Raw genomic sequence first — 16,624 nt, 5'->3', positions numbered from 1 at the left:
CATGAGCCGTCACCACGACCTCGAAAATACCGTCAACGGCGTCCGTGACCGCGTACGCCACTACGCTGGCGAGGCCGCCGACCGCGCGGATGAGCTGGTGGAACGCGGCCGCGATGCCACCCGTCGCTTCGGTCGCAACCGCACGACGTACGCACGCCGCATTGGTCATGCCGCGGAAGATTTCGCCGACGAAGCCAACTACCAGTATCGCCGCCTGCGTCGCCACGTGAACCGCCATCCGGTGGCCACCACCGCCATCATTGCGGGCACGGTAGGCGCGTTCTTCCTGTTGCGACATCTGTTTCGCGGGGACGACGATTGAGGTTGCTCATCGCATAACAGGAACCCGCCGCAAGGCGGGTTTCTTTTGGATGGCCATTTGATCGATTCATTACCCCCTGTGGGAGCGCACCCTGTGCGCGACGCTCTGCATGTTGCGCCGTCGCGCACAGGGTGCGCTCCCACAGGGAGGAGATGAAAAAAAACGCCGCGGAATTCCGCGGCGTTTTTTGCTCAACTCAGCAACTTCAGACCGACTCAGGATTCGGCTTGTCCGGATCCAGCTTATAGGTCTTGATGGCGCGAGCGACGTCCTTCGCATTGACCTTGCCGTCCTTCGCCAGCGCAGCCAGGGCGGCGTGGGCGATCCAGTAGCGGTCGACTTCGAAGAAGCCACGCAGGTGCGCGCGCGTATCCGAGCGGCCGTAACCGTCGGTGCCCAGCACGGTGTAACGCATGCCGTCCGGCATGAAGGCACGGATCTGGTCGGAGTACTCGCGCACGTAGTCGGTGGCGGCGACGGCCGGGCCCTGACGGCCCTGCAGCAGGCCGGTCACGTACGGCACGCGCTGTTCCGCTTCCGGATGCAGGCGGTTCCAGCGCTCGGCGTCGAAACCGTCGCGACGCAGTTCGCTGAAGCTCGGGCAGGACCAGATGTCCGAGGTCACGCCGAAATCCTTCTCCAGCAACTCGGCGGCAGCGATCACTTCGCGCAGGATGGTGCCCGAACCCAGCAACTGCACGCGCGTCTCGCCCTTCTTCGGCTTGCCGGCGTCCTTGAACAGGTACATGCCCTTGATGATGCCTTCCTCGGCACCGGCCGGCATGTCCGGGTGCTGGTAGTTCTCGTTCATCACGGTCAGGTAGTAGTACACGTCCTGCTGTTCCTGCAGCATGCGGCGCGTGCCGTCCTGCAGGATCACCGCGACCTCGTAGGAGAACGTCGGGTCGTACGACTTCACGCTCGGGATCGCACCAGCGAGCAGGTGCGAGTGACCGTCTTCGTGCTGCAGGCCTTCACCGTTGATGGTGGTGCGGCCGGCGGTGCCGCCGATCAGGAAGCCGCGCGCACGCATGTCGCCCGCCGCCCAGGCCAGGTCGCCGATGCGCTGGAAGCCGAACATCGAGTAGTACACGAAGAACGGCAGCATCGGCTGGTTGCTGATGCTGTAGCTGGTCGCCGCAGCCATCCAGGCAGCCATGCCGCCGGCCTCGGAGATGCCTTCCTGCAGCACCTGGCCCTTCTGGTCTTCGCGGTAATACAGCAGCTGGTCGGCATCCTGCGGACGGTACTTCTGGCCGAACGGCGCGTAGATGCCGATCTGGCGGAACATGCCTTCCATGCCGAACGTGCGCGCTTCGTCGGCCACGATCGGCACGATGCGCTCGCCGATCTGCTTGTCGCGCAGCATCAGGTTCATGCCGCGCACCAGCGCCATGGTGGTGGAGATTTCGCGCTCGCCGGTGCCCTTGGTGATCTGCTCGAAGGCCGACAGTTCCGGCGCCTTGAGCTTCACATCGGAGGTACGGCGACGCTGCGGCAGCGAACCGCCCAGCGCGCGGCGACGCTCCAGCATGTACTGCACTTCCGGCGAGTCCTTGCCCGGGTGGTAGTACGGCACGTCGGCCAGCTGATCGTCCGGCACCGGGATGTTGAAGCGGTCGCGGAAGTGGCGCACGGCGTCGGCGTCCAGCTTCTTCTGCTGGTGCGTCGGGTTCTGCGATTCGCCGGCGGCGCCCATGCCGTAACCCTTCACCGTCTTGGCGAGGATCACGGTCGGCATGCCCTTGGTCTTCACGGCCTGGTCGTACGCCGCGTACACCTTGTGCGGATCGTGGCCGCCGCGGTTCAGGCGCCAGATGTCGTCGTCCGACAAGTTGGCGACCATCTCGCGCGTTTCGGGATACTTGTTGAAGAAGTGCTCGCGCGTATAGGCGCCACCGAAGGCCTTGCAGGCCTGGTACTCGCCGTCGACGGTTTCCATCATCAGCTTGCGCAGCACGCCCTTGGTGTCGCGCGCGAGGAGCGGATCCCAGTAGCTGCCCCACACCACCTTGATGGCATTCCAGCCGGCGCCGCGGAACACGCCTTCCAGTTCCTGGATGATCTTGCCGTTGCCGCGCACCGGACCGTCCAGGCGCTGCAGGTTGCAGTTGATCACGAACACCAGGTTGTCCAGGCCTTCGCGGCCGGCCAGCGAGATGGCGCCGAGCGACTCGGGCTCATCGGTTTCGCCGTCGCCCAGGAAGCACCAGATCTTGCGATCGGTCTTGGGCATCAGGCCGCGGTGTTCCAGGTACTTCCAGAACTGCGCCTGGTAGATCGCCTGGATCGGGCCCAGGCCCATCGACACCGTCGGCACCTGCCAGTAGTCCGGCATCAGCCAGGGATGCGGGTAGGACGACAGGCCACGGCCATGACCGGCCACTTCCATGCGGAACAGGTCGAGCTGGTCCTCGGCGATGCGGCCTTCCAGGAAGGAGCGCGCATACACGCCCGGGCTCGAATGGCCCTGGTGGAACACCAGGTCGCCCGGATGATCGGCGCTCGGAGCGCGCCAGAAATGGTTGAAGCCCACGTCATACAGCGTGGCCGACGAGGCGAAGCTGGCAATGTGGCCGCCCAGCTCGCCCGGCTTGCGGTTGGCGCGCACCACCATCGCCATCGCATTCCAGCGGATCAGCGTGCGGATGCGCCATTCCATCGCGGCGTCGCCCGGCATCTTGGCTTCGTTGGCCGGCGAGATGGTGTTGACGTACTCGGTGGTCGGGTTGAACGGCAGGTAGCCGCCAGCCCGGCGCGTCGAATCGACCATCTTCTCCAGCAGGTAATGCGCACGCTCGGTGCCATCGTGATTGATGACCGCGTTGAGCGATTCGACCCATTCCTGGGTTTCGGTGGGGTCGAGGTCTTGCTGGAGGATGTCGTCGAGCTGATCCATGGGGAGCTTCTCTCCGCGGCGCCGGGGGGATGGCGCGGCTGTAAGTGGACGTCTCCGCGGGGGGAGACGGGGAACCTTCCGAGTTTAGCTCCGACGGGGTTTTTCGCCAATTGGATCGAGACAATACGGGGGCGAATGGGGGTGGGGGAGGGGTTCGACTTTGGTCGGGAGGGGGTGGCAGGGTTTTGCTTTTGTTGGTCATTCCGGCACGGGCCCGCCTTCGCTTGTCATCCCTGCGCTGCACGAGAGGGGGCAGGGGTGCTCGTCGTTGCAGCGTAGGTGGCGTTTTGTTTGCTATGCCGACGCAGACCGGGGGCGCGCTTCAACAGCCGAATGGCTGGTCATTCAGTTTCGTCAGTCTTCGGTTGTTGCCTCGAGGCCAGCTTGCCGCCTACGCGGCGGGCGTTTCGATCGGCTGCCGCCGACCGAGTCACTTTTCTCTTGCTGGCCCAAGAGAAAAGTAACCCAAAGAGAATGGCCTGATGACGCCCGCAGCATTGTGTTGGGATAAGCCCGAGCGCTTGAGGCGCGTCGTTGTGGGACAACCTCCGAGGGTACATAGTGGGTACTTCCAAGCGCTGCGCAACGCGCCCGAATCCCTGAGGACTTAAAGCGGAGCCTCGCTGCGCTTCGGCCTTGGCCGTGCATCGCGCACTCGTGTCTCGCCTCGCGCTTGGCTTGTCTGTGGGAGCGCACCCTGTGCGCGACAGCCGCGCTGCGGTGTACCGCTCCGTAGGTTTGTCGCGCACAGGGTGCGCTCCCACAGAAGAGCCGAYCGGCAAGRTTGATCCKCAACCCACGAACCTGCRTAACCCTTGTAGGAGCGCACTTGTGCGCGACCGCAGAGCTGGGATGTACCGCTCCGTAGGCTGGTCGCGCACAAGTGCGCTCCTACAAAAAGAGCCGCCCAACAGCGTCGGACGTTGCGTGGCTCTTGATCTGGCTCGCCGCTCTCCGCTCTTGGCTCTCCGCTCTTGGCTTTCCGCTCTCGGGGTCCCCGCAACCCGCCCGCGTACCTGGAGGGCCGCAGGCCCGGAAGGCGCGTCATCCGGGGGGCCCTTTCTTTTGGTTACTTTTCTTTGGGCAAGCAAAGAAAAGTAACCGGGCCGCGGCAGCGGCACGGAAGCCCGCGGCAGGCGAGCCAGATCGCCCTATCGCAACAATCGAAGCGCACCGCTACTGGATCCCGGCCTGCGCCGGAATGACGAACAGAAACGTTCCCGCGAGCACCCGCCCCTCACCCCAACCCTCTCCCCGGAGGGGAGAGGGAGAGAGTCGCCGGCACGTCATCGCAACCCGCACAAACGCAACCCAAACAACAAAAAACGGGGCCCTCAAGGCCCCGTTCTCAAACGCTCAAAAGCAAAGGCGAAACCTCAGCTGCGCCGCTCACCCTGCGCCTGACGAATCTGCGCATCCACCGCCGCAATCGCCGTCATATTCACCACACGACGCGGCGTCGCCGCCGGCGTGAGGATATGCGCGGGCTTATTGATGCCCATCAGGATCGGGCCAATCGCCACGCCGTCCGTCATCACGCGCACCATGTTGTACGTGATGTTCGCAGCGTCCAGATTCGGCATCACGAACAGATTGGCGCGACCGCTCAGCGTGGTATTGGGGAACATGCGCAAACGCAGTGCCTCATCCCACGCGGTGTCGGCCTGCATCTCGCCGTCCATATCGAGCTTGTGCCCACGCTGCACCAGGATCTCGCGCACCTTGCGCATCTTGGCCGCGCTGGCGTTCTCGTGGCTGCCGAAATTCGAATGCGACAGCAGCGCGATCTTCGGCTCGATGCCGAACAACTTCAGGCGATAGCTGGCCTGCAGCGTCGCTTCGGCAATCTGCTCGGCGGTGGGATCGCACTGCACGTGGGTGTCGAGGAAGAACCAGGCACCCTGGTCGTTGATCACGCCCGTCATCGCCGAGGTGCACGACACGCCCGGATCGAGGCCGAACACGCTGCGCATATAGCCGAGCTTCTTGTGGAAGCGCCCGACCAGGCCGCAGATCATCGCGTCGGCTTCGCCGCGCTCGACCATGATCGAAGCGATCAGCGTGGGACGCGAGCGCAGCAGGTTCTTCGCCGCTGCCGGCGACACGCCGCGGCGCTCGGTGAGTGCGTGGTACTGCTGCCAGTACTCGTTGAAGCGCGGATCGTCGTCGATATTGGTGAGTTCGAAATCCACACCCTGGCGCATGCGCAGGCCCAGGCGCTCGATGCGTGTCTCGATCACGCTCGGGCGGCCGATCAGGATCGGGAACGCCAGGCGCTCGTCGATCACCGTCTGCACCGCGCGCAATACGGTCTCTTCCTCGCCCTCGGCGTAGACCACGCGCTTGAGATCAGCGCGCGCGCGCTCATACACGGGCTTCATCAGCAGGCCGGTGCGATAGATGAACTGGCCGAGCTTTTCCTTGTACGCCTCCATGTCCACGATCGGACGCGTGGCCACACCGGAATCCATCGCGGCCTGCGCCACGGCCGGCGCCAGCATCACCAGCAGGCGCGGATCGAACGGACGCGGAATCAGATAGTCGGGGCCGAACGTCGGCACGTCGCCGCCGTAAGCGCTGGCCAGGTCGCCGGCTTCCATGCGGGCCAGCTCGGCAATGGCGCGCACGCAGGCGGTCTTCATCGATTCGTTGATGACGGTGGCGCCCACGTCGAGCGCACCGCGGAAGATGTATGGGAAGCACAGCGCGTTGTTGACCTGGTTCGGATAGTCCGAACGGCCGGTCGCGATGATGCAATCCGGGCGCACCATCTTGGCGTCTTCTGGCGAAATCTCCGGATTGGGATTGGCCAGCGCTAGGATGATCGGCCGCGCATTCATCGTGGCGACCATTTCCGGACGCAGGATGCCACCGGCCGAGAGACCGAGGAACACGTCCGCGCCAACGACGATGTCCGCCAGCGTGCGCTTCTCGGTATCGCGCGCATAGCGCTGTTTGTCCGGGTCCATGTGGTCGCGGCCGGTATACAGCACGCCTTCGCGATCGAACGCGAGGATGTTCTCGGGCTTGAGGCCCAGCGCCACCAGCATGTCCAGGCAGGCGATGCCCGCGGCGCCCACACCGGTGGTGGCGAGCTTCACGTCCTGGATTTTCTTGCCGACTACTTCCAGTGCGTTGACGATGGCCGCGCCCACGATGATCGCGGTGCCGTGCTGGTCGTCGTGGAACACCGGGATCTTCATGCGCTCGCGCAACTTGCGCTCGACGATGAAGCACTCCGGCGCCTTGATGTCTTCCAGATTGATGCCACCGAAGGTGGGCTCGAGCGAGGCGATGATGTCGACCAGCTTGTCCGGGTCGCGCTCGTTGATCTCGATGTCGAACACGTCGATGCCGGCGAACTTCTGGAACAGCACGCCCTTGCCTTCCATCACCGGCTTGCCGGCGAGCGGACCGATGTCGCCCAGGCCCAGCACGGCGGTGCCGTTGGTGATCACGGCGACGAGGTTGCCGCGCGCGGTCATTTCGCTGGCGGCGTTGGGATCCTCGACGATGGCCTCGCAGGCATAAGCCACGCCGGGCGAGTAAGCGAGCGCGAGATCGCGCTGCGTGACCATCGGCTTGGTCGCGCTCACCTTGATCTTGCCGGGGCGCGGGAGGCGGTGGTACTCGAGAGCGGCGAGGCGCAGTTCTTCGGTAAGGGCCATGGGATAGGAATCGAGTGATGGGGAGTCGGGTGCCGCGAGGCGGCATCTTCGAATGGTATCACCGCCGGCCACCCTTCCCCGACGATGCGCTGCAGCATGGTGACGTTATGGTTCACACAACTGGTATGCAGACGACAACCTGCCTGTTGTGGGAGCGCACCCTGTGCGCGACAAGCCAACGGAGCGATACATCCACGCGTGGCATGTCGCGCACAGGGTGCGCTCCCACAGGAGGTCAGTTACAGACTCAGCGAAAGCGCCTCCGCCTGCACCTTGCCCATGTGTATGCGATTGACGAACAACGAGAATGCCAGCTTGCCCGCGAGTCCGTGCGCATGCTGCATCCAGGGCGGCAGCCAGCGCGGCGCGGCAATCACGCCCGATTCGAAATACGGTTGCAGGCTGATGACATCGTGCAAGGCCAGCTTGCCCGCAAAAAGATGCCGCAGCATATCCATGCGACGTTGCTTCAGTGCCCAGCGAAAGAACGTGTGCACGGTGAGCAGGCCGGACAGATAGACGTTGTCCTTGGCGAACGCCGCGCCGCCGGTGAGCGGCACGCCGCGGAACACGCGCTGGGCGGAGTGGAAACTGTCCGCCGGGTACTGTCCGCACTCGCAGAAGAAGCGGTAGACCTCGACGAAATCCGCACCGCTCAAGGCCATGTCGATGGCCAGGATGCGCAGGCTGATGCGTTTGAGGCGCGAGATATCGATGGCGCCGGACATCAGCTCGGCAAACACGGCCAGCCCTTCCTGCGTCGCCGTGACGCGCGGCGAGGTGCGCCCGAACGACGCCAGCAGCGGCTGCGCACGGCCATTGAGCGCGGTGAGCGAATGCACCAGCGCTTCATGCGCCAGCAATTGATGGCGGTCGTAGTCGGTAAAGCGCGTGCCGCCGCGAAGACGGATGCGGGTGGCGCCAGCCGCCGCTTTGGCAGTCAGTTCCGGGTCCACTTCCACGGAAATCAGCGGTGCGCCGAAGAATTCGTCCAGCGTCTTGCTCAGGTCCGCGCGCAGATCCTCGGCAGAGATGGCCACCAGCACGTCGTCGGCAATCAGATCCGAACCGAGCTCGTCGGCGAGCTCCACGAAATAACGCGCCGCATCCAGGTTGCTGCGATCGCTGCCGGAAATCAGGTCGCCGGGGCGGCCATACAAGACGATGGAGGGCGCGGTGACCTGGTCGGTGCCAACCGCCTCGAGCATTTCGGCGGCGATGCGCCACGACTCCGCCGTGCGGGACAGGTACTCGCCCAAGGGATCGTCATAGCCCGCTTCGCGCTCGATCGCGGCCAGTTCGGCGCGCTCGGCGGAGAGGTCGGGCACGGTGTATTGCACCTCGGGCAGGCTGTACTGGCCCCTGGCGTAGGCCCCGATCATGCGGTCTTCCAGCGAGGCGGGCCACGCCACCGTGGACAGGATGCGGATGCCCCTCACTGCCGCCAGCAGGCGCTGGTCGAGGTCGGCGTAACGTTGCAGGTCCGGCGGAAGCGCGGCGCCATGGCTATTCATGCCGGCCTCCGTTGACGCACGCTGTCGATGCGCTGGATCAGCTCGGCGGCGATCGGGCTGGGCTTGAATGCCGCGAGCAAACTCGTACGCCCGATCGGCATGAAGCTGATGTCCTTGCCAAGGACGGGCGACTCCTGGCGCAGTGACAAGGTGATGCGCGGTGGGCTGACCATCACGGTGGCATTGACGTTGGTGACGTTGGCCAGTGGAACACGCGATTGCTCGCCCCTGTTCCTGACCAGCAACTGGTCGCCTTCGAGCCACACTTCATCGACCAGGCCAAACAGCAGCCACTTGAACAGTGCGTAGCCGAACAAGGCCATGATCAGCGGGCCGGGCAATACCGCCAGCATCTTCATGTCGTGCGTGACCAAGGCGCTGCCAGCCCATACCACCGTCCACAGCGCCAGGAAACCAAACCAGAACGCGGGAAACACCCGCTTAAAGAAGAACGTCGAACGCGACGACAGCCGCTGCATGCCCGCTTCCCCAACCAAGACGGTCCGATAGTAGTCCACCCGCTGGGTGAGGACAGCGCCCCGCTCGACTATTCGCGGTCGCGCGTATGGCGGTTCGTATGCGGCCGCGTGGCCGGACGCCCACCACGCTGGCGGCGCAGCTTGGCTTCCAGGGTGGTCGCCTGCTCTTCGCGTTCGTCGCGCAATTTCAAATAGTTGCGCCAGCGCTCGGCCGACAGGTCGCCGCTGTCGAGCGCTGCCTGCACCGCGCAGCCGGGCTCGCTGCCGTGGCCGCAGTCGGCGAAGCGGCACTGCTCGGCGAGTTGCTCGATATCGGCGAACAGGTCCAGATTTTCTTCGCCGGTGAGCTTGAGCTCGCGCATGCCGGGCGTGTCGATCAGGCAGCCGCCGCTCGGCAGCTGCAACAGCGCTCGATAGGTGGTCGTGTGCCGGCCGCGGCTGTCATGGCCGCGCACTGCGCTGGTGGCCATGCGCTCGCTGCCGAGCAGCGTATTGGTGAGGGTGGACTTGCCGGCGCCGGACGAACCTACCAGCACCGCGCTGTCGCCGAGCTGCAGATACGGCAGCAGCAACGCGATGCTGGCCGGATCCTTGCCGTTGATGGCATGCACGGGTGTGCCCTGGGGCAGGCGTTCGCGCAAGGCGGCCAGCACCGCGGCGGCATCCTCGCGCGTGTCGAGCTTGCTCAGCAGCACGACCGGCTGTGCGCCCGAGCCTTCGGTAAGCGACAGATAGCGCTCGATGCGCGCCGGATTGAAGTCGCCATCCAGCCCGGTCAGCACCAGCACGTAGTCGATGTTGGTGGCGATGAGCTGGCGTTCGTAACGCTCGCCGGCGGCGGCGCGGGAAAGCACGGTACGGCGTGGCTGCACTTCCACGATGTGCGGCGGCTTGCCGGCTTCGATTTCCACGAAGTCGCCCACCGCGGGCCGATCGGACGGATCCAGGCTGCGCTTGAGGAAATGGCCGGCCGGCTGGGCACCAAACAGGTGCTCGCCGTCGTGCAATTCGTAGCCGGCGCGGTGCTGCGCCACTACGCGTGCCAACTGCCGGCCTTCGGCGGGCAGGGTGTCCCCACGCCAGCCGATCCGGCGCAGTCGCTCGATGGTTTCGGGGTGCGTCATGGGTGGCCATTATGCCCTGCTCCAGGGCCTGCCCGAAAAATGCCCGAAACTAAGCGATTTTTGGCTCCCCAACCGCGCCGGGACGCTGTTAGCATGCAATGGCGGTCAGATTCTTGCGCCGCAACAACACCAAGACGAAGGACGCTTGCGTTGGCCTCGATCAAACCCAGTGCGCACCTGGCGGACGTGCGCTATGAAATCCGTGGCGCGCTCACCCGGCGATCCCGTGAGCTGGAGGCGGCTGGCCTGCCGATCATCAAGCTCAATATCGGCAATCCCGGCCGCTACGGCTTCGAAACGCCGGCCCATCTGCGCGAAGCGATCGCCCGGCATCTGCACGACAGCGAAGCCTACGGACACGAGCAAGGCCTGGAAGAAGCCCGCGAGGCCATCGCCGCCCAGCAGCGCCATCGTGGCGCGCGTGGCGTCGAAGTGGAGCGCATCTTCGTCGGCAACGGCGTGAGCGAACTGATCGACCTGAGCCTGCGCGCCCTGCTGGCGCCGGGCGACGAAGTGCTGCTGCCCAGCCCGGATTACCCGCTGTGGAGCGCCGCCACCATCCTCAACGACGGCAAGCCGCGCTATTACCGCTGCCTGGCGGAGAACGGCCACCTGCCCGATCCGGCGGAAGTCGAAGCGCTGATTACCCCGCGCACCCGCGCCCTGGTGCTGATCAACCCGAACAATCCCACCGGCGCCGTGTATCCGCGCGAGCTGCTGGAGCGCATGGTCGACATTGCCGCCAGGCATCGCCTGCTGCTGCTCTGCGACGAGATCTACGACGAGATCCTGTACGACGGCACCGTCTTCCAGCCGCTGGCCGAAGTGGCCGGCGACGTGCCCTGTGTCAGCTTCGGCGGACTCAGCAAAGTGCACCGCGCCTGCGGTTACCGAGTGGGTTGGATGAGCCTGTCGGGCGATCCCGCCCGCACGGCGGACTATCGCGACGCCCTGCAACTGCTCGCGGCGCTGCGCCTGTGCGCCAACGTGACCGCGCAGTGGGCCGTGCGTCCCGCGCTGGAAACTGCGCCGACCATCAACGCGCTCACCGCGCCGGGCGGACGCCTGCACGAAGCGCGTCGCGCCGTACTGGAGGGCGTCGCCGCCAGCGAATTCCTCGACCTGGTGTCGCCGGCCGGTGCGTTGTACGCCTTCCCCCGCGTTCGCGCCGATCGCCTGGCCGACTTCGACGACAACGCGTTCGCGCTGCGCCTGCTGGAAGAAGAATCTGTGCTGGTGGTGCCGGGCAGCAGCTTCAACGTGCCGCACAGCCGCCACCTGCGCCTGACGCTGTTGCCGCAACCGGAGCAGTTGCGCGAGGTGTTCGTGCGCATGGAGCGCGTGCTGGCGGGTATGGCCGCCACGCAGAAGCCCCGCACGGCCGCGATCGCCTGACAACGCATGCGTTATCTCGCCCTGGGTGATTCCTATTCGGTCGGCGAAGGCGTGCCCGAAGCGGGCCGCTGGCCGGTACAGCTGGCCGTGCGTCTGCGTCGCGAAGGCGTGGCGCTGGACGATCCCACCATCGTTGCCACCACGGGCTGGACTACGGACGAGCTGTCGGTCGCGATGGATGCAACGAGTTTTACGCCGCCATATGAGCTGGTGAGTCTGCTGATAGGCGTGAACAACCAGTACCGCGGACGCAGTGCGGACGAGTATCGCGACGAATTCCGCCGACTGCTCGAGCGGGCGGTAGATCTTGCCGGCAGGCGCAGCGGGCGCGTGCTGGTGTTGTCGATCCCCGACTGGGGCGTCACGCCGTTCGCGCATGGCAGCGGCCGCGACGTGCTGCGCATTGCCAGCGAACTGGATGCCTATAACGCGATCGCCCGCGAGGAAAGCGAGCGCCGCGGTGCGCATTTCGTGGATATCACCGGCATCTCGCGCCAGCATCCCGCCTTGCTTGCTGACGACGGGCTGCATCCTTCCGCTGCGCAGTATGCGTTGTGGACCGAGGCGGCCGTGCCGGTGGCCGTGGCCATGCTTGCCGGCTAACGATCCCCTTGTAGGAGCGCACTTGTGCGCGACCGCGACGCCAAATCCGGCCTCGGTCTCCGGCGTAGCGAACAGCATTGGCGCGACAACCCCGTGACATGGCGTCACCGGTCGCGCACAAGTGCGCTCCTACAAGGGGGCTGTGCATTCGTGCTGACGGAAACCACACTGCAACCTCACCGCCATCGTGCGGTGACGTAACCGCGGCACTCTGAGATCCCGGTAACCACCGGGAGAGACAGCCATGGCGACCTTCCACTGCCGCAGCGCCTTCATCTCCGACGTGCACTTGGGCACGCCAGACTGCAAGGCCAGTTATCTGCTCGATTTCCTGCGCAAACTGCGTTGCGAAAAGCTGTATCTGGTCGGCGACATCATCGACATGGAAGCGCTGGCACGCCGCACCTGGTGGCATGTCGACCACGGCGCGGTGATTGCCGAGGTGCTTGATCTCGCCCGGCGCGGTGTCGAGGTCGTCTATATCCCCGGCAATCATGACGCCCCGATGCGCGGCCTGGCCGGCCAACAGTTTGGCGGCGTGAAAATCGAGCTGGACGCGGTGCACGAAGGCGCCGATGGCCGCCGCTACCACGTCAGCCACGGCGACGAATTCGATCCGGAGCAAGTCGGGCGCACATGGATGGTGCACCTGGGGGAAGTGATGCATCGCTTCATCTGCTGGACCAATCGCCGGGTCCACGCGATGCGCCGCCGCCTGGAACTGCCCTATCTGCCGCTGTCGATCATCGTGAAATCGCACATCGGCAAGGCGCTGGCCTATATCCGCGCCTATGAGGAGCGCGTGGCCAACGATGCCCGCGAACGCGGCTTCGACGGCCATATCTGCGGCCACATCCATTTCGGCCACGTGCGCGAGATGGACGGCGTCCTTTATCTGAACGACGGCGACTGGGTGGAGCACTGCACGGTGCTGGTGGAAGATCACACCGGCGCGATGGAGTTGATCCATTGGAGCGAGCAGTACGCGCCGCTGGGTCGGGCCAGCCGCGAGCTGGTGCTGCCCTCGCCCGCTGCCGCCCTGGCGCTGGCGCCGCTGACGCGGGCAAAGCTGGATTTGACGGAGTTGCGGCCGGCGGCTTGAGACAGCCTCTCCAACCCGTCATACCAGCGAAAGCCGGAATGACGGTGCCCTTGAGGGTTGTCGCCAGCTTTGGATCGAGCCCCCTTGCATCCCCAAAATCCGCCGGCATATCCACAGGCGCTACAATTCGCCTTCTTTGCCGGAGCCACCGCCCCCATGTCCCTCGACAGCGCCACCCGCGAACGTATTGAATCCCTGCTGCAGAACCACCGCGTGGTGCTGTTCATGAAGGGCACCCGCCAGCAGCCGATGTGCGGTTTCTCCTCGGCAGCCACCAACACGCTCAACGAGCTGTTGCCGGACTACCACACGGTGAACGTGCTGGAAGACCCGGAAATCCGCGAAGGCATCAAGGCTTACGGCGACTGGCCGACGATTCCCCAGCTGTATGTGGGCGGCGAACTGGTCGGCGGCGCCGACATCATTCGCCAGATGTACGCCAGCGGCGAGCTGCACCAGCTCTTCGGCGCGACCGCCCCGGATCGCACGCCGCCTGAGATCACAATTACCGACAAGGCCGCGGAAGCCATCCGTCAGGGCACGGCCAATGCCCAGGGCCTGGCCCTGCATCTGGAGATCGGTCCGGACCATAGCGCCGGCTTCCAGCTGGCGCCGGGCGGCGAGCATGACATCGTGGTGTCCTCCAACGGCATCGAAGTGCACTTTGACCCGGGCAGCGCCCAGCGCGCCAAGGGCATCGTGATCGACTGGGTGTCCACCGTGCAGGGCGAAGGCCTGAGCCTGAAGTTCCCGGGCGCGCAGGAGATCGGCACGCTCACCGTGCAGCAGCTCAAGGAGCGCCTGGCCGCCGGCGACATCACCCTGGTGGACGTGCGTCCGGCCCACGGTCGCGCAGCCGCCGCACCGCTGCCGCAGGCCCGCATCCTGGAAGAGGAAGGCTACGACGCCCTGGCCAACCTGCCCAAGGACGCCCCGATCGCCTTCATCTGCCACCACGGCGTGTCCAGCCGCGGCGTGGCCGAGCGCTTTGCCGCGCACGGCTTCAGCAAGGTCTATAACGTCGAAGGCGGCATGGATGCGTGGGCGCAGCAGATCGATCCCACGGTGCCGCGCTACTGAGCAGTTAGCCCCGGACCTCGCGGTTCACCAAAAGCGCCTGCCCCCGGCAGGCGCTTTTTTGTTTGTTCGGCCCTCAGCCAGTCGAAGCCTTCAACGACGGCGAACTGAAAGGCGTGCCTGTTAGCATATTGCGACCATCTCACTTTCGTGCCCTATGCGCATTCTGCTCGTCGAAGATGATTCCCTCGTATCCGACGCCATTTCCCGTGGCCTGATCGGATCCGGTTATGTAGTCGACGCAGTGGGCGACGCCGAATCGGTGACGTCCCGCCTGGCCGATACCCATTACGACCTGGCCATCGTGGACCTGGGCCTGCCGGGCGAAGACGGCCTGTCGCTGGTGCGCCGCCTGCGTCGCGGCGGCAGCTCGCTGCCGTTGTTGATCGTCACCGCCCGCGATGGCCTGGACGACCGCATCAATGCGCTGGACCTGGGCGCGGACGACTACCTGGTCAAGCCGTTTGCCCTGCCCGAACTGGCCGCCCGTTGCCGCGCCCTGATCCGCCGCGCCACCGCCGCTGCCGCCAACGAGATCGTGATCGGCGGCCTGCGCATCGACCTGGCCGGTCGCCGGGCGCTCAACGAAAAGGGTGAAGCGCTCGAACTCACCCGCCGCGAGTGGTCGATCCTGGAATGCCTGGCCCATCACAGCGGCCGCGTGGTGAGCAAGGAGCGGCTGACCCAGGCCATCACCGGCTGGAGCGAAGACATCTCCGGCAACGCCATCGAGGTTCATGTGTCGCGTCTGCGCAGCAAGCTGGGCAGCGCCGCCACGGTGCGCGGTATTCGCGGCCTGGGCTACCGGCTCGAAGACGCCTGAGCCGCGCCAAAGTTCTGATCCAGCCGCTGCGGGTGGCATGATGCCGGGCAGGTGTGCGGGGTAAGGAAGTGCATCGCCTGGATCAGGCCACTTCCACGACCCCTGCGCTTTCTCGATATCACCCGCGGGGCCGGTTCGGTGACACCCAATTTCAAGCAATCAGAGCAGGCCAGCCGCCCGACCAGCGTGCACCGGCGACTGCTGAGTTATCTGCTCGCGCCGCTGCTGTTGCTGCTGGTCGCGGGTGTGGCGGTTGATCACCATGTGATCGTCAGCCCGATCCACAACGCCTTCGATCATTCGCTGTCGCGCTCGGCGCTGGCCATCGTTGCGCGCATTCATCCGGGTGCCGGCGGCAAGCTCGACGTGGCACTGCCTTCGCATCCGCCGCCGCCGCTGCGCGCGATGCCCGATGAGCACTTCTTCTATCGCGTCAGCCTGCCCGACGGCACTACCATCGCCGGTTCGCCGGAATTGCCGGTGGCACCGGACAGCCAGTCGGAAGACGGTTTCAGCTACACCAACATCACCTTCCGCGCCGAAGACTTTCGGCTGGCCAGCTACCGCACCAGCGAAACCGGCGAGCCGCTGGTGGTCACCGTGGCCGAAACGCCCGCACGTCGCGACCGCGCCGTGCATCGCCTGGACGTGGCCTTCCTGATCAACGACACCTTGCAGATGGCGGCGGTGCTGATCATCGCCCTGGTCGGCATCCGCATTGCCCTGCGGCCGCTGCAGCGGCTGAGCCGGCAGATTGCCGGGCGCCCGGCGGTGGCCTTGAACCAGTTGCCGACCGACGGTGTGCCCACTGAAGTGTTGCCGCTGGTCGTGTCGCTGAACTCCCTGCTCGGGCGCGTACGCGACTCGGTGCTTTCGCAGCAGCATTTCCTTGCGAATGCCGCGCACCAGCTGCGCACACCGCTGACCGGACTGAAGGCCCAGCTCGAAGTGCTGACCCGCGAAACGGCCGACACGCCGCTGCAGGAACGCATCAAGCTGCTGCAGGGTGGCGTGGATCGCCTTGCCCACACGGCCAACCAGCTGCTGACCTTGGCGCGTGCCGAACCATCGGCGCATCGCGCCAGTCATTTCACTGCGGTCGACTTGCCGCGGCTGATCGGCGAAGTGATCGACAGCTCGCTGGACCGCGCCCTGGCCCGCGGCATCGACCTGGGCGCCGACAGCCGCCCGGTGCAGGTCACCGGCGTGTACTGGCTGCTGCATGAGGTACTCAACAACCTGATCGACAATGCCATCCGCCACACACCGGTCGGCGGCAACATCACCATCCGCTGCGGCGTGGAGCATGGCCGTCCGTTCCTGGAAGTGGACGACAGCGGCGTCGGCATTGCCCCCGAGGAGCGGCAGAAGGTCCGCGAGCGCTTCTACCGCAGCGCGGGCAGCAGCGCCGATGGCTGCGGCCTGGGCCTGGCCATCGTGGACGAAGTGTCACGTGTGCATGGCGCCCAATTGAGTATCCTCGATGGGTCTTCCGGGCGGGGGGCACGGATGCGCATCGACTTCCCTGCCGTCGCTTAAGGACGCGCTGATCCTGGTCAGGGCGCCCTAATTTCAAAAGTTCGGATAATCGGCACTTTGAATTAGGATGCGTCACCCC

Annotated in this window: 12 protein-coding genes; 7 read left to right on the top strand and 5 right to left on the bottom strand. The window is 65.5% G+C overall.

The genetic code is table 11. The features are described 5' to 3' along the window. Position 1 precedes the first annotated feature (1 nt). Positions 2-322, top strand: coding sequence for a hypothetical protein (locus AC1DE1_RS01395; protein WP_441605552.1), 321 nt, complete (start codon positions 2-4; stop codon positions 320-322). Positions 323-527: 205 nt separating this feature from the next. On the opposite strand, the gene aceE is transcribed toward AC1DE1_RS01395, so the two are convergent. From aceE to rsgA, 5 genes are all read right to left on the bottom strand, one after another. Continuing rightward, positions 528-3,221 (bottom strand): pyruvate dehydrogenase (acetyl-transferring), homodimeric type, encoded by a 2,694-nt coding sequence (gene aceE, locus AC1DE1_RS01390; protein ID WP_441605553.1) that lies wholly within the window; start codon positions 3,219-3,221, stop codon positions 528-530. A gap of 1,376 nt (positions 3,222-4,597) precedes the next feature. Continuing rightward, complete coding sequence (locus AC1DE1_RS01385; protein ID WP_441605240.1) at positions 4,598-6,889, bottom strand: NADP-dependent malic enzyme; 2,292 nt, start codon at positions 6,887-6,889, stop codon at positions 4,598-4,600. Positions 6,890-7,128: 239 nt separating this feature from the next. Further along, positions 7,129-8,403, bottom strand: a complete 1,275-nt coding sequence (locus tag AC1DE1_RS01380) for a flavohemoglobin expression-modulating QEGLA motif protein (RefSeq protein WP_441605239.1) — start codon at positions 8,401-8,403, stop codon at positions 7,129-7,131. Next, positions 8,400-8,882 carry a hypothetical protein gene (locus tag AC1DE1_RS01375; protein ID WP_441605238.1) on the bottom strand — a complete coding sequence of 161 codons (483 nt, stop codon included), beginning with the start codon at positions 8,880-8,882 and terminating at the stop codon, positions 8,400-8,402. Before AC1DE1_RS01375 ends, AC1DE1_RS01380 begins: the two co-directional genes overlap by 4 nt. A gap of 68 nt (positions 8,883-8,950) precedes the next feature. Then, the gene (rsgA, locus tag AC1DE1_RS01370; RefSeq protein ID WP_441605237.1) at positions 8,951-10,006 is read right to left on the bottom strand and encodes a ribosome small subunit-dependent GTPase A; all 1,056 of its coding nucleotides are present in this window, start codon (positions 10,004-10,006) and stop codon (positions 8,951-8,953) included. Positions 10,007-10,156: 150 nt separating this feature from the next. Between rsgA and AC1DE1_RS01365 the strand changes: the two genes are divergently transcribed. The 6 genes from AC1DE1_RS01365 (at position 10,157) to AC1DE1_RS01340 (ending at position 16,545) form a co-directional block, all read left to right on the top strand. Next, on the top strand, positions 10,157-11,401 hold the full coding sequence (locus AC1DE1_RS01365; protein ID WP_441605236.1) for an aminotransferase class I/II-fold pyridoxal phosphate-dependent enzyme: 1,245 nt from the start codon (positions 10,157-10,159) through the stop codon (positions 11,399-11,401). A 6-nt stretch (positions 11,402-11,407) separates the two neighbouring features. Then, a complete protein-coding gene (locus AC1DE1_RS01360) occupies positions 11,408-12,004 on the top strand; it encodes an SGNH/GDSL hydrolase family protein (RefSeq protein ID WP_441605235.1) in 597 nt (198 codons plus the stop codon). Positions 12,005-12,248: 244 nt separating this feature from the next. After that, the gene (locus AC1DE1_RS01355; protein ID WP_441605234.1) at positions 12,249-13,106 is read left to right on the top strand and encodes a UDP-2,3-diacylglucosamine diphosphatase; all 858 of its coding nucleotides are present in this window, start codon (positions 12,249-12,251) and stop codon (positions 13,104-13,106) included. 156 nt (positions 13,107-13,262) lie between these two features. After that, on the top strand, positions 13,263-14,186 hold the full coding sequence (grxD, locus tag AC1DE1_RS01350) for a Grx4 family monothiol glutaredoxin (RefSeq protein WP_441605233.1): 924 nt from the start codon (positions 13,263-13,265) through the stop codon (positions 14,184-14,186). 154 nt (positions 14,187-14,340) lie between these two features. After that, on the top strand, positions 14,341-15,006 hold the full coding sequence (locus AC1DE1_RS01345; RefSeq protein WP_441605232.1) for a response regulator: 666 nt from the start codon (positions 14,341-14,343) through the stop codon (positions 15,004-15,006). A 138-nt stretch (positions 15,007-15,144) separates the two neighbouring features. After that, positions 15,145-16,545, top strand: a complete 1,401-nt coding sequence (locus AC1DE1_RS01340; RefSeq protein ID WP_441605231.1) for a sensor histidine kinase — start codon at positions 15,145-15,147, stop codon at positions 16,543-16,545. Positions 16,546-16,624: the final 79 nt, after the last annotated feature.

The organism is Dyella sp. 05T440, from assembly GCF_056395965.1.
Note: the sequence above shows the minus strand (reverse complement) of the source record. Positions and strands in the feature narration are given on the sequence as shown.

Excerpts from the sequence above, each read along its gene's own strand:
- AC1DE1_RS01395 (WP_441605552.1), top strand. The coding sequence starts at position 2 with ATGAGCCGTCACCACGACCTCGAAAATACCGTCAACGGCGTCCGTGAC.
- aceE (WP_441605553.1), bottom strand. The coding sequence starts at position 3,221 with ATGGATCAGCTCGACGACATCCTCCAGCAAGACCTCGACCCCACCGAA.
- AC1DE1_RS01385 (WP_441605240.1), bottom strand. The coding sequence starts at position 6,889 with ATGGCCCTTACCGAAGAACTGCGCCTCGCCGCTCTCGAGTACCACCGC.
- AC1DE1_RS01380 (WP_441605239.1), bottom strand. The coding sequence starts at position 8,403 with ATGAATAGCCATGGCGCCGCGCTTCCGCCGGACCTGCAACGTTACGCC.
- AC1DE1_RS01375 (WP_441605238.1), bottom strand. The coding sequence starts at position 8,882 with ATGCAGCGGCTGTCGTCGCGTTCGACGTTCTTCTTTAAGCGGGTGTTT.
- rsgA (WP_441605237.1), bottom strand. The coding sequence starts at position 10,006 with ATGACGCACCCCGAAACCATCGAGCGACTGCGCCGGATCGGCTGGCGT.
- AC1DE1_RS01360 (WP_441605235.1), top strand. The coding sequence starts at position 11,408 with ATGCGTTATCTCGCCCTGGGTGATTCCTATTCGGTCGGCGAAGGCGTG.
- AC1DE1_RS01355 (WP_441605234.1), top strand. The coding sequence starts at position 12,249 with ATGGCGACCTTCCACTGCCGCAGCGCCTTCATCTCCGACGTGCACTTG.
- grxD (WP_441605233.1), top strand. The coding sequence starts at position 13,263 with ATGTCCCTCGACAGCGCCACCCGCGAACGTATTGAATCCCTGCTGCAG.
- AC1DE1_RS01345 (WP_441605232.1), top strand. The coding sequence starts at position 14,341 with ATGCGCATTCTGCTCGTCGAAGATGATTCCCTCGTATCCGACGCCATT.